Source organism: Acinetobacter sp. 24-47-62, assembly GCF_056779765.1.
Genome location: NZ_JBWYIN010000005.1, coordinates 135,061 through 149,091 on the forward strand (window position 1 = coordinate 135,061; position 14,031 = coordinate 149,091).

Below are 14,031 nucleotides of genomic sequence, written 5' to 3' on the forward strand. Positions count from 1 at the left end.
AATTCTTAAGGTTGAATTACATGTTCGTTCGCTCAATTCTTGCTTTGAGTTTAAGTTGTATTATGTCTGGAACTGCATTGGCTGCTTCTGGTACTGCTGAACAACCGCTTTCTCCAATTACAAAAACGAGTTTAGATACTATTCAAGATCCAATTGATCCTCTCGCGGTAGAATCTAGCTCTGAAGCCCAAATTAGCCAGCAAGAGCAAAATGATCTAAATCAAGCTGCAGATACGCTTCAAAACCTAGAAAGAACTGAAGATAGCACTGCGGACATTGGCAGTGCACCTGCATCTTCAGCAGTGACAAATCCAGCTCCATCTACATCAGCACCTGCTACAGCAAATTCATGGACGCTAGACAGTCTGAATAATGCTGAATGGTATGAAAATATTGGCAAAGGTCAATTCCCTGTATATGCCCGTGCACATGTAATGTTAAATAATTCACATGCTTCACCAGGTGCTATTGACGGTACAAGTGGAAAAAATACACTTAAAGCAATTGCTTCATTCCAGCAAATGAATGGCTTAAAGGCTACAGGTGTTTTGACGAAAGAGACTTGGGATGCTCTAGTTGCACGCCAAGCTGGTAAACCTGCTTATGTTGAATATACGATTACTGAAGCAGACCTAAAAGGTCCTTATGCAGCCTCAATTCCTCATGACTATGCTTTACAAGCGAAAATGAAAGGTCTGTATTACACTCGTGTAAGTGAAATGCTGGCTGAAAAATTCCATATGGATGAAGAGTTTCTCAAGAAACTGAATCCTAAAGCGACATTTAAGAAAGCCGGTGAAAAGCTTATTGTGACCAACATTCGCAATGAACTTCCAGAAAATATTCATTTAATCGTGGCACATAAAGGCGCTAAACAACTTTATTTGTTTAACCAACAAAACCAAATGGTTGGTTCATTCCCAGCAACTATCGGTAGTGCTGACACTCCATCACCGACAGGAACATACAAAATTACTGGCGTAGCGAAAAACCCTTGGTATAGCTATTCACCAAGTAACTTTGTACAAGGTAAAAACTTGAAGCCACTTTCATTACCACCTGGTCCTAATGGCCCTGTAGGTAATATCTGGATCGGTTTAAGCAAAAAATCGTTCGGTATTCACGGCACACCTAATCCATCAAGTATTTCAAAGACAGCTTCACACGGTTGTATCCGCTTAACCAACTGGGATGCGAATGATTTGGGTAATAAAGTTCGTTCTGGCGTTACAGTAAAATTCTTAGAATAGTCTAATTTTAAAAAGCCTGCTTCAAGCAGGCTTTTTTATCCTTTTTATGTTTCAAAATTAGAACGATACGTTGTCCTAATCCACTATCTTATTCATTTTAAACTATTAAAATAACATCATGTTTAAGAATAATGAAAGGAGCATCATCATGAATGCTTATTTACATCGCAGTGAATCACGTGGTCATGTAAAAATGGGTTGGTTAGAATCCAAACACAGCTTCTCATTTGGGAACTGGTATGACCCTAACCACATGGGCATCAGTGCTCTCCGTGTCATTAATGATGATCTAATTGCTGGTCATCAAGGTTTCGGTACACATCCACACGACAATATGGAAATTCTCACCTGTGTATTACAGGGAGCGATTACACATAAAGATAGTATGGGTAACCACGGTGATATCAAAGCTGGTGAATGGCAACTGATGAGTGCTGGTACAGGCATTCAACACAGTGAAATCAACCAAGGTGATGAAACAGTTCATTTACTGCAAATCTGGATTATTCCAAATCAGCGCAATGCAGAGCCGAATTACCAACAAATTCAACTCGATCCTGCTGAACAACCGAACAAATGGCATCTGATTTGTGGACCGACAGAACAAGCACCCATGCATATTCGCCAAAATGCGGAGGTTAAAACAGCTGTTTTGGAGAAAGGTCATTCACTTGAAGTTGTTGCAACACAACATGTCAGCTATCTACATGTGATTAGTGGTTCAATTCAATTCGCAGAGCACACTGTGAATGCTGGAGATGCTATTGCATTTATTGATCCAGCGCAGATTGAAGCATCAGAAGATGCTCGTGTGATTTGGTTCGATCTTCCAGAAAAAGTGGCTTAAACGCTGTAGAGAAACCACCTTAGGGTGGTTTTTTTATGACTTGCTCAAAAAATTAAATAAAACAGTAAATATCAGTCTTAATATCGCACGAATATGAAAAAATAAAAAAAGCCACTAATGATTAGTGGCTTTTTAAAAATTTGGCGGAAGCGGTGAGATTCGAACTCACGGAGGACTCACACCCTCGTCGGTTTTCAAGACCGGTGCATTAAACCGCTCTGCCACGCTTCCAATGGCGGCTATCATATAAATATTTTTTAAAATTGGCAAACACTTTTCTAAGAAATTTTGCTCGCCTGCCTATTTTTAAATCAGAAATTACTATTTTGCTGAATTTTCGAGCTTTTCATAGCGAATTGAATTAATAAACCATGTTTTTTTCCCCAAGGGTGTATGTACCTCAAATTCATCATCTACTTGCTTACCTAACATTGCACGTGCCATAGGTGAATCTATTGAAATATGTTGAGGATGATGATCATAGATTTCATCTACACCCACAATCCGAATCGTCTTTAGTTGTCCTTCCTCGTTCTCGATGTCTACCCAAGCGCCAAAATATACTTTGCCCTCTTGTTCAGGAGAAAAATCGATAATCCGCAACTCTTCAAGTCGTTTACCGAGGTAACGAACACGACGGTCTATTTTTCGTAAAATTTGTTTATTGTATTGATAATCTGCATTTTCTGAACGATCACCTAAACTGGCAGCCCAGTTCACTTTTTTGGTGATTTCAGGTCGTTCCTCATGCCATAAATATTGTAGTTCTGCGACCAATTTGTCATGCCCACTTCGGGTAATTAAATTCGATTTCATAGGCGATAAAATGAGTATTTTGCTTACGTTATAGCGACACATTGCAACATTTTATACCGCATTTCTACATGGAAAAATTTTATAAAGTTTTTTCTTTTTATTTATCAATATCTTAAAACCATGTTTTTTATTTTTTTTTGTACAAAATTTGACATGAGTAAAATTGACCATTAATATGCGCCCATGTTTTATCTTGATTACTTTTTGTACGAAGATCTTTTCTTCAATATTTTATCCACCCACACATGTCATTTTGAATGACGTTCATGACGCCCACCCTAATTGAATTTATCAACTTTAAATAAAAGTTTAAGGCGGTACTGCTTTTTGCTTTTTTTGGGCATAAATTACTTGTAGCGGAGACAACATGCGCAGTAGTTCAAACACTGGATCGAGGCTTTGCCTTAATTCACTAACTTCTTCTCTCTCGTTTAAAGCGATGGTCCTCGCTACAGCATTTATCCCATTTCATGCATTAAATGCAACAAAGACCGACAACCAATACAACTCCATTGTAAATTCGAACAAGCTTACAGTGGTGGCCGTGTCAAATCCCACCGTGGTTTTTAAAGACGGTAACTTCAGACATGGTTTTGGCTATGACTTGGTGAGCAGTTACGCTCAAAACTTAAATGTAAAACTCGATTTTAAAACGGTTCAAAGTAATGAAGCCGCTTTGAAAATGGTGCAGCAAGGTAAAGCTCATTTCGCGGTGACCACAGCATCGATCATGACCATTGAGCAAAAGAATCTTTCAGGTTTTTCCGCATCATGTGGTGACCTTGAAAGCTTACGCAAAAATGGGCTTAATCCAGAAATCAATTGGGTTTTTAAAAATGCTGCTGATCCTTTAACAGATACTGCCAGCGGTTTTGTTTGTCAAAGCAAGCAAAATGGTGCTATCCGTCAAATGGCATCTTTCTACAACCGCAACGTGGTTAAACAAGATGATTGGGATACTATTCAGCGCAATCTGAAAACACGTATGCCAATTTATAAAGCTAGCTTTAAAAAGTCAGCCCAAACATACGACTTAGATTGGCACTTCCTCGCTGCGATAGGCTATCAAGAGTCGTTCTTAAAACCGAATTCTGTGTCTCCTACAGGTGTGCGTGGCATCATGATGCTCACCAACAACACAGCAAAAGCAATGGGCGTGTCGAATCGTGTTGATCCTGCTCAAAGTATTGCAGGTGGTGCGAAGTATTTTGATCTGATGATGTCGAAATATGATTATATTCCTAAACATGATCGTTATTGGTATGCCCTCGTGGCTTACAATATGGGGCCAGGTGCCACAGATGCGATTATGAAGCGCCTAAAAGCCCAAGGAAAAAATCCGAATGATTGGATACAGGTATATGATTTTCTTTACCGTAATCAATCGCACAATACGCGTTATAAGCAAGCGATCCAATACGTCACTCGTATTCGTGCTTATTTAGAACATATTAAAACGACACCAAGTTTGGTGAGTATTTAACAAAAAAAAGCTTACCTAAAGGTAAGCTTTTTTTTGTTTAAAAAGTCTTAAGTAGTTTGCTCTAAAACTTTTTTGAACAAATCTTTTTGTTCTTGGCTTGGCTTCGCTGTTTGTAAAGCCATCAATTGAGACATATCGCCTTGAACTTTGATTTTACCAGTCATAAATGCTTGCATAGCAGCAGCCATGTCAAACTCTAAGAATACTTTGCGTAAAGTATCCGCATCTAAGTTTAAAGTTGTTTTAGCATTCGCAGAAGCGCCTTTTTGGATCTTACCGCTATCAAGCGCTAATTCAGTCGTTCCTTCGCTACCTGTTACTACAAGATTCAATGCTAGATTTGCTAATGATGGTGGTAAGTTCAAATCACCAGCTTCAGCTGTAAGTTTCTCAACGTTTGCAAACCAATCATCAGTTAAAAATGCAGGCATGTTCTTTCCTCGATGTATTTATTCAATTTATTGCGTTACCTATCCAAGATAACAACATGTAGAAGCTTTACGCTTGAGAGAGTTATAGCATGATATTTTCCAAATGCGATACGTTTTTTTGTACTCTGCGTTCGATTTTTTTTGTAAATAAAACTAATCGCCTAAATATCATCAAATCTTTATTTTTTCACAAGTTTGTCAATGATTTTTTGTATCGGTACTACGACCTAAAGTGACAAAAAACATCATTTTGTAAATCGACTCAACACCTTCATTAAAATGTAAAAATCTAAGAAATAAAAAAAGCACTTCGAAAAGTGCTTTTTTTTATTAAGACGAATTACTCAGCAGCAAAACCGAGATTGATCATGCTAATACGCTTATTTGGTGTGTCCCCTTCGGCTGTTGAACAAGTTACATCAAAATCAACTTCACGTTGTCCATCTAAGGCTTCAAAATCGAAAAGATCTCGGTCAGCCAATTGCGATGGCGAGACATTCTGTAACGCGCCAAAAATGCTGTGTAAACGTTTTGGATGAGCTTTATCCCATTCACGCAACATATCATTGATGATTGCGCGCTGTAAGTTTTCCTGCGAACCACACAAGTTACATGGAATAATTGGGAATTTGCGCATTTCAGCGTATTTGATGATGTCTTTCTCTTCAACATACGCCAAAGGACGAATCAAAATATTCTTTTTATCCGATGAAAGTAGTTTTGGTGGCATCGCCTTTAAACTACCGCCATGGAATAGGTTCAAGAAGAACGTTGCCATAATATCATCACGATGATGACCTAAAGCAACTTTGGTCGCGCCAATTTCTTGAGCAAAACCATATAAAGAACCACGGCGCAAGCGTGAGCACACTGCACAATAGGTTTTACCTTCAGGTGTAAGCTTTTTGGTAATGCTATATGTATCTTTTTCTAAGATGTAGTACGGAATGTTATTTTCTTCTAAATAACGGGGTAATACATCCTCAGGGAACCCTGGTTGTTTCTGATCAAGATTCACAGCCACAACATCAAAATTGATTGGTGCTATGCGTTTAAACTGCAGGAGAATGTCCAGCATGGTATAGCTATCTTTACCACCTGAAATACATACCATGACCTTATCGCCATCCTCAATCATTTTGTAGTCACGGATTGCATGACCTACTTGACGACGAAGTTTTTTTAATAAACGATAATATGCAGAACTTGTAGGTGGCTCTGGCTTAAAATTAAATCCTTGGTTGGATTCAACTGGCGAGTACATAGACGACATTAACCATAAAAAAAATACTGCGCAATTTTAGCCGATTCAGTGCTTAATCGCATCTAAAGAATCTGTTTTTTACATCTAATTTTTATTTTTTCATAACACTGTCTTATTCACACATCTAAAATGGACGCTTGGGTTCATTTTTTAGTCGAATTGCTTATCTTTTGGACTTTTCCACAGTTTTCCACAAAACCTGTGGATAAAATTGTGGACTTTTTAGGGGTTGACAAAGTTTTGGCAAGATAAGATGGTGCTTTCCCTTAGATTGATCATTTTTTAACCACTATTATATATTATTAAAATTCAATAACTTATATGTGTCAAGCAGTTGTTTATAAATAAAAATAAATAATTTTTTTGGATATTAAGCCAACAATTAAGACTTGATTTTTTTACAACGAATTGTTAAAAAACATTACATAGTCGAGAGACATCTCCATTGCAGAAAATCACCCACATATCATTTAGGGACAAAAATAGTGTTCGAATGATGAAAACTACAAATAAAATAAAAGTCATAGCGTTATTTGGGTGTGTGAATTTTCTAATATTCTCGCCACAGGCTTCTGCAGGTCAAACAATCTATCAGCTGAAAGATTCAAACGGCACTACCGTACTGACCAACCGCAAAAACAAATACAACCATCTTAAAGTTGAAAAGAAAACCTACTATCCAGATAGCAATATTCATAGTTACAGCAATTGGGGAAGCAACGAAGCATCTGTTCTCCCAAGCCATAGTAAAAATCGAAATGCCTTTGATGGCTATATTCGCCAAGCAGCTCAACGACACGGCATTTCTGAAGGACTCATTAAAGCGGTGATGCACACAGAGTCTGGTTTTAATATACATGCACGCTCCCCTGTTGGTGCTCAGGGTCTTATGCAATTGATGCCTGCGACTGCACAACGATTTAATGTCAATAATGCATATGATCCTGAACAAAATATTTTCGCTGGTGCAAAATATTTGGCTTGGCTATTGAAACGCTTTAATGGCAATACGCAATTGGCATTAGCGGGTTATAATGCTGGCGAAGGAAATGTTGCTAAATATGGTGGAATACCGCCCTTTCGTGAAACTCAAGACTATGTCAGACGTGTACTCAGTCGTTACAATAATTTATACGCCAATGGTGTAGGCTCAAATCCAATCAATAGTTATTCAGCATCGGTATCTTCTAAGTTAAGTTCACCGAGCTATAACAATCAGAATTTATCAGCTCAAGTGACTGCACCATCTAAACCAAAGTCACCTCCTCGCCAAATTATTGTGGCCGCTGATGGCAGTTTTACTGACGCACCAGCTGGTTCATATTCTACAAATAATGCCACAGCATCAGCGAAGATCTATATTTCGAATTAATCTCAATTTTTTTCGTTATATTTTTTATTTTTTTCTTGAAATTTTCCCTATTCGAAAGCATATTTGACGTAGGTTTTTTAATTCAAAAAGCTTATTAAATTTTATTTATAAGAGGATTTTCTCGATGATGCGGATTGGTTTGTTTTTGCTGACCAACCTCGCGGTACTGGTGGTAGCTGGCATAATCTTGTCACTCTTCGGTGTCGGTAGTTACCATGGCGCGGGTGGCTTGAATCTTGGCAATTTACTTGTGATCTGTTTTGTCTTTGGTATGGTTGGTTCTTTAATCTCCCTATTCATGTCAAAGTGGATTGCAAAGAAAACCACAGGTACAGAGTTAATTGATCCCAATGCTCCACGCAACCAAGCGGAAGCATGGTTACTCAATGAAGTGGCACAACTTTCTCAACGTGCTGGTATTAAAATGCCAGAAGTTGGTATTTTCCCATCTTATCAATCAAATGCTTTCGCAACTGGTTGGAACAAAAACGATGCTTTAGTCGCTGTTTCAACAGGCTTATTGGAACGCATGAATAAAGATGAATTACGTGCAGTGTTGGCGCATGAAATTGGTCACGTTGCAAATGGTGACATGGTCACCCTTGCTTTAGTGCAAGGTGTAGTCAACGCGTTTGTGATGTTCTTCGCGCGTATCGTCGGCGACTTTGTAGATCGCAACGTATTTGGTCGAGAAGAAGGTGAAGCACCGGGCTGGAGCTATTTCCTCATTACAATCGTGTTAGATATCGTATTCGGTATTCTTGCTTCGGCAATTGTCATGTGGTTCTCTCGCTATCGTGAATATCGTGCTGATGAGGCTGGCGCGCGTTTAGCAGGTAAACAAGCCATGATCAGTGCATTACTTCGCTTGCAAGCAGAAACTGAAATGCCAGATCAAATGCCTAAAGAAATGAAAGCGTTCTCAATTTCATCAGGTCGTGAAGAAGGATTCAGCCTTGCTGCACTCTTCCAAACACACCCAACAATTGAGCAACGTGTAGCAGCATTACAACAACTTGATTGTCCTTAATCGGCATCTAAAAAAAGCCTCCATACGGAGGCTTTTTTAATGGACTCAATCTATAAGACTTTAAATAGATTGAAACCATTGCCATAAGAACGTGACACCAAACCATAAGGCAACACCAAAAATAATTAAAAACAGAAGACCCAGTAAATCAGGAATATGAATCCAAATCCATGCCACGACAGGATTTCGCCAGAAGGCAGAGTTCTGCTGTTTACGCTCTAAGTTTTCATGTAAAAATGGGTGTACCACATGATGGTCTGAATGAATCTGATACTCTTCACGAATATGATCATGAACCACATCTAAAGCCTTGCGACTCGGTCGAATAAACACATCAAAGAGTGTACCTGCAACAGGGATTAAACCTACTACACCATCCATCACAGCAAGTTTAAGCACGCCATTCAATTTAGATTGGGGCACACCGATTTTTCGAGCTTGTAATACTGCATAACACGTAAGTACAAATCCAGCTACGTCACCCGCCACAGGAATCGTACTCAATGCTGCATCAGCCCCTACCCCTTGTTTAGTGAATGGAATTCTTACGACGGAATCCATCATGTTTGCGAACTTGGCAAGATCGCGTTCCATTTTGATGACTTCAGCTTGGGTTAATTTATTTTTATTTGTCATTTAAGCAACATCCTGCAAAGATACTCCATCAGTCATAGCCTTAGAATAAGAGTTGTGAAGCAATAAATAAATAGACCAATACACCAGTTGCATCACATATTGAAGTGACCAAGGGTGCAGATGCGCTTGCGGGATCGAGTCCTAGTTTATTGAGTACAAATGGTAAACTCATCCCGATCAGACAGCCCATCATGACAATACCCATCATACTGATCGCAAGCACTAAAGCGACCATCATATCTCCACGGATATAGCCAAGAATTGAAACAGCTGCAGCCATCGTTGTACCCAAACATAGAGCAACCATCGCTTCACGACCAAGCAACACAAACCAATCCTTGGCTTTTACATCGCCAGTTGCGATTGCTCGAACCATCAAGGTTGCAGATTGGGAGCCTGCGTTACCACCACTCCCAACCAATAGCGGTAAAAAGAAAACCAAAACAATATGCGCAGCAATGATGTCTTCATAATGGGCGATCCCAATACTCGAAAGTAGGCTGCCAAAGACCAGAAACACTAGCCAAAAAACACGTTGTCTAAATAACAATAATATTGGTGCTGAACGAATACTGATATTTTCTTTAAGCTCTACCGCCCCACTTTTCAAAAAGTCCTCGGTAAATTCTTCTTGGAATACATCCATAGCATCATCATAAGTGACGATACCGAGTAGATGATCATCATGATCTAAAATGGGTAAGGCGATAAAATCATAGTGGCTTAATTTTTTTGCCACTGATTCCTGATCCTCATCTACCCGTCCGTAAATGACCTCAGTGGTCATGACTTCTTGGACTGTTTTATCCAAAGGTGCTTGCACAATTTCTCGAAGAGAAATTACACCCTCAAGTTTCTGAAATTGATTGGTAATATAGATCAGATATAAGGTTTCAGTATCTTTGGCGGAATGACGCAAAATCTCTAAAGCTTGTTGCATTGAGATGTCTGATGGCAAAGTGACATAATCAGATGTCATGATCGCACCAGCCGTTTCCTCAGCATACAGTGCCAAAGATTGAACTTGCTGCTTTGTTTCTCGATCTAAATTCGCAAAAACAAATGTTTTTATTTGATCCGGTAAAGCTTTGTACAAATCAGTTCGAGCATCTGAATGCATTGAACGAATTAACTGGACTGTACTTTTACCGTCCATTTTTTTAACCAACTGTACTTGATGATTGAGTGGCAAAAACTCAAATACATATGCTGCGTTTTCTAAATGGTGGATAAGTTGTATTTGTTGATCAATTTCTAATTGCTGTAAATACAAAGCCAAATCTGCAGGATTAATCGTATCCGCAATATGATCAATCTGAGCGACATCAGAATTGATCAATGCTTGTTGTAATGCTTCAATTTTATGATCTTGTTTAATTTGATCCATAATCGCTTCATTTATTATCGTTTAGAATTACGCAAGGCATGCTAACACTAATTGAAAATGTTAGTGCGTATTGATCTTGTCAAAAACTGATATTTAAAAATGGATTAAATCAACCGCAGTACCATACTCTTTATACTGCGGATACCACATTAAGTTTCAGATGCTGATTTTGATTTATATTTAAAAATATTCCGAACGATAACAAACATAAAGGGAATAAAGGCTAGAACTAAAATTGTGCCGAAAATTACCCCACCAAGGACACTGACACCAATTTCTTGACGACTGGCAGCACCCGCACCTGAAGCAAATACCAAAGGTATAACCCCTGCACCAAAAGCAAGCGAGGTCATTAAAATTGGACGTAAGCGCAAACTTGCACCTTGTAAAGCAGCAGCAATCGCGTTAGCTCCACGCTCCTGAGCCATTGCCGCAAATTCAACAATTAAGATGGCATTTTTACATGACAACCCAATCGTCGTAAGTAACGCAATTTGGAAGTAAATATCGTTTGGAAATCCGACCAACCAACTAAAAATAATATTACCGCCAATACCCAATGGAATAGCAGCAATCACAACAGAAGGTATCGACCAACTTTCATATAAGGCAGCTAAACATAGAAAGATAAAGCCAACAGAGATGAGATAAAGCCAAATGGCTTGTGTACTCGATTGTTGCTCTTGAAACGATAATCCACTCCACGCTAGCCCAACCCCGTCCAATTGATCAACCATAGACTTGATATCACGCATTGCAGCACCACTGCTCACATTTTTTGCAGTGTCTGCTTCCATTTGTAGCGCGGAATAACCTTGGAAACGAGTCACCACATCAGGGCCTCCATCCCAATCCACAGTGGCAAAATTACCAAATGAAATCATTTGATTTTGATTATTTCGTACAGACCACAAATTGAGATCTTCAGGCTTTGAACGATACTCGGCATCCCCCTGCATCATGACGCGTTTAATACGTCCGCGATCAATAAAGTCGTTCACATAAGAACCACCCCAAGCTGCAGCCAAAGTGCTATTAATCGCAGATTGTGAAAGACCATTCGCCATCACTAATTTTTGATTGATATTCACTTTCAATTTGGCTTTATCTGGATTAGAGCGTTTGCCCAAATTTTCAAAAGTCGTGAAGTTGATTGCCTGTCGTTCTAGCGCTTGAAATTGATCTTCTAAATACTGTCGTCCTTGTCCATTTAAATCTTGCAGCCAAAACTCGATGCCGTTTGTATCGCCAAGACCACTTACAGAACCTGGCAAACTCACCATAATCCGAGCGCGACTGTCTTTTCTAAAGAACTCCATCGCTCGTTCACGAATGGATTGTGCAGAGTTTGCCTCACCTGGACGATCATCCCAATGATGTAATGCTACAAATCCTGTTCCTAAATTTTGACCCGTTCCTGAAAAATTTCGTCCATAACGAATTTGAACCAACCTAACATTCTGTTTTTCTTGTTCAAGAAAATACTCTCGAATACTTTCACCAACAAGCTGACTTTCTGTCATAGGTGCGCCTTCAGGTAAACTGAATTGGACACTGATAAAACCTTGATCTTCACTTGGAATAAAGCTGGTTGGAAGCGACTTATAAAACAAAGCAAAAATCACAATTAACCCAGAAAAACTGGTTAAAACGATCCATTTTAGTGACAGGCTTTTTTCAACCCACTTTAGATAATGCAATCGTAATGATTCCATTTTTGTATTAAACCATGTCGCCCATTTTGCTTCTTGTTGTTTAGGTTTAAGAATAATCGCACACAATGCTGGTGTGAGAATTAACGCGACCAACAATGACAGTGACATGGCTGCAATCAAGGTAATTGAAAACTGACGGTATATAACTCCTGTCGATCCTGTAAAAAAAGCCATCGGAATAAATACTGCAGTTAGCACCACTGTAATTCCAATTAAAGCCCCCGTCATCTCTTGCATAGATAAGATAGACGCTTGCTTTGCAGATAGCCCCTTTTCATGCATCAAACGTTCGACATTTTCGACCACCACAATTGCATCATCTACAAGTAATCCAATCGCAAGAACTAATGCAAAAAGTGTCAATGTATTGATGGTCATTCCGAGCGCAAATAAGACGGCGAAAGTGCCCAAAATAACAATTGGAACCGTGACCGTTGGAATAAGTGTTGCGCGCCAGCTTTGTAAAAAGATAAACATGACCAACACGACCAAGATAATGGCTTCAACTAAGGTCTTTACAACTTCTTTAATGGACTCTTGAACAAACGGCGTGTTATCTCGTGGGTAGACAATTTGATAGCCTTCAGGAAGTTTTTTCTTAATGTCCTCAAGTACTTCTTTAATTTTAGCTGAGGTTGCAAGAGCATTTGCACCAGATGACATTGAAACAGCCAAGCCTGCTGAAGGTGATCCATTAATGGTATTAAAAGCTTGATAATTTTCAGCACCTAACTCAATGCGTGCTACATCTTTTAAATAAATAAAACTTCCATCAGGGGTCGCTTTGACAATGATATTTTTAAATTCATCGACTGTTCTTAGTCGTGATCCAGCGGTAACTTTTGCATTAAGATACTGGTCTGCTACTGTCGGTAAATCTCCGATTCCACCTGCAGCAACTTGTGTATTTTGTGCTTCAATTGCGGCACGAATATCACTAGGCATCAACTGATATTGTTTCAATAAGTTCGGATCTAGCCAAATACGCATGGCATATTGAGAACCAAAGACATCAACCTCACCAACACCTTCTACACGCGCAATTTCTGGTTCAATGTGATCAGCCAAATAATCTGACAACGCAATATTATTACTTTGGTTCGTAGTGTCATATAACCCCACCACCATAAAGGTGTCACCTAAGGATTTATAGACATTGACCCCTTGACGCTGCACGTCTTCAGGCAAACGATTGATCACCCCATTAATGCTATTTTGAACTTGGACTTGTGCTGTGTCTGGATCAGTTCCGTTTTCAAAACTTAAACTAATTCGACTATTCCCAGATGCATTACTGGTAGAGCTAAAATAAAGTAAGTTATCAATTCCTTTAATTTGTTGTTCTATGACCTGTGTGACACTTTCCTCAACTGTTTCGGCATCAGCTCCTGTGTAAGTTGCTGATACAGTAATTCTTGGCGGAGCAATATCAGGATAGCGTTCTACCGGTAAGCTCATCACCGCAAATATACCAATTGCCATGACAATAATCGCAAGTACGCCAGCAAAAATAGGTCGTTCAATAAAGAACTTAGATAACATAGTCGTTAAGCCGTCAAAAGAATTCTAGAAAGTGTTTTCATTAAAATATATAAAAATTTAATTGATATTCAGTGACTATGAATAAAAAAACAAGAACTAATAACAGAAACGATCAACATTGATCGAATTAAGAAGAAAATATGAAGCCCTCACCTATGAACCGCTTATCTGATCTTTCAAAAAAAAATATGCGCAATTTCTCAAAAGTAAAAAATTTCTAAAATTACGCAGCATTAATGCCATCACCCCCTCCCAATT

Annotated in this window: 11 protein-coding genes and 1 tRNA gene; 5 read left to right on the forward strand and 7 right to left on the reverse strand. The window is 38.9% G+C overall.

The genetic code is table 11. The features are described from left to right. Positions 1–20: 20 nt before the first annotated feature. Complete coding sequence (locus AC1M87_RS05650) at positions 21–1,250, forward strand: L,D-transpeptidase family protein (RefSeq protein WP_035266970.1); 1,230 nt, start codon at positions 21–23, stop codon at positions 1,248–1,250. Positions 1,251–1,398: 148 nt separating this feature from the next. Continuing rightward, positions 1,399–2,097 carry a pirin family protein gene (locus AC1M87_RS05655; protein WP_481593183.1) on the forward strand — a complete coding sequence of 233 codons (699 nt, stop codon included), beginning with the start codon at positions 1,399–1,401 and terminating at the stop codon, positions 2,095–2,097. Between the two features lie 141 nt (positions 2,098–2,238). On the opposite strand, the gene AC1M87_RS05660 is transcribed toward AC1M87_RS05655, so the two are convergent. Beyond that, positions 2,239–2,328, reverse strand: a tRNA-Ser gene (locus AC1M87_RS05660). Between the two features lie 90 nt (positions 2,329–2,418). After that, a complete protein-coding gene (greB, locus tag AC1M87_RS05665) occupies positions 2,419–2,913 on the reverse strand; it encodes a transcription elongation factor GreB (protein WP_092765943.1) in 495 nt (164 codons plus the stop codon). 367 nt (positions 2,914–3,280) lie between these two features. Between greB and AC1M87_RS05670 the strand changes: the two genes are divergently transcribed. Continuing rightward, the gene (locus tag AC1M87_RS05670; RefSeq protein ID WP_481593184.1) at positions 3,281–4,396 is read left to right on the forward strand and encodes a transglycosylase SLT domain-containing protein; all 1,116 of its coding nucleotides are present in this window, start codon (positions 3,281–3,283) and stop codon (positions 4,394–4,396) included. Between the two features lie 47 nt (positions 4,397–4,443). Here AC1M87_RS05670 and AC1M87_RS05675 read toward each other — a convergent pair whose 3' ends face one another. Beyond that, the gene (locus tag AC1M87_RS05675) at positions 4,444–4,827 is read right to left on the reverse strand and encodes an SCP2 sterol-binding domain-containing protein (RefSeq protein WP_092765941.1); all 384 of its coding nucleotides are present in this window, start codon (positions 4,825–4,827) and stop codon (positions 4,444–4,446) included. 340 nt (positions 4,828–5,167) lie between these two features. Beyond that, entirely contained in the window at positions 5,168–6,091 is a 924-nt protein-coding gene (gene ttcA / locus AC1M87_RS05680; RefSeq protein ID WP_481593185.1) for a tRNA 2-thiocytidine(32) synthetase TtcA, read from the reverse strand. Between the two features lie 514 nt (positions 6,092–6,605). On the opposite strand from ttcA, the gene AC1M87_RS05685 reads away from it, so the two are divergent. Then, positions 6,606–7,463 carry a lytic transglycosylase domain-containing protein gene (locus AC1M87_RS05685; protein WP_416224308.1) on the forward strand — a complete coding sequence of 286 codons (858 nt, stop codon included), beginning with the start codon at positions 6,606–6,608 and terminating at the stop codon, positions 7,461–7,463. A gap of 124 nt (positions 7,464–7,587) precedes the next feature. Continuing rightward, complete coding sequence (gene htpX, locus AC1M87_RS05690) at positions 7,588–8,493, forward strand: protease HtpX (protein ID WP_035266954.1); 906 nt, start codon at positions 7,588–7,590, stop codon at positions 8,491–8,493. 60 nt (positions 8,494–8,553) lie between these two features. Here the strand turns inward: htpX and AC1M87_RS05695 are convergent, their stop codons facing one another. The 3 genes from AC1M87_RS05695 to AC1M87_RS05705 form a co-directional block, all read right to left on the reverse strand. After that, positions 8,554–9,129, reverse strand: coding sequence for a DUF4112 domain-containing protein (locus tag AC1M87_RS05695; RefSeq protein WP_035266953.1), 576 nt, complete (start codon positions 9,127–9,129; stop codon positions 8,554–8,556). A gap of 40 nt (positions 9,130–9,169) precedes the next feature. Beyond that, positions 9,170–10,507, reverse strand: a complete 1,338-nt coding sequence (mgtE, locus tag AC1M87_RS05700; RefSeq protein WP_481593205.1) for a magnesium transporter — start codon at positions 10,505–10,507, stop codon at positions 9,170–9,172. Positions 10,508–10,665: 158 nt separating this feature from the next. Then, positions 10,666–13,773 carry a multidrug efflux RND transporter permease subunit gene (locus AC1M87_RS05705; protein WP_481593186.1) on the reverse strand — a complete coding sequence of 1,036 codons (3,108 nt, stop codon included), beginning with the start codon at positions 13,771–13,773 and terminating at the stop codon, positions 10,666–10,668. Between the last annotated feature and the right edge of the window lie 258 nt (positions 13,774–14,031).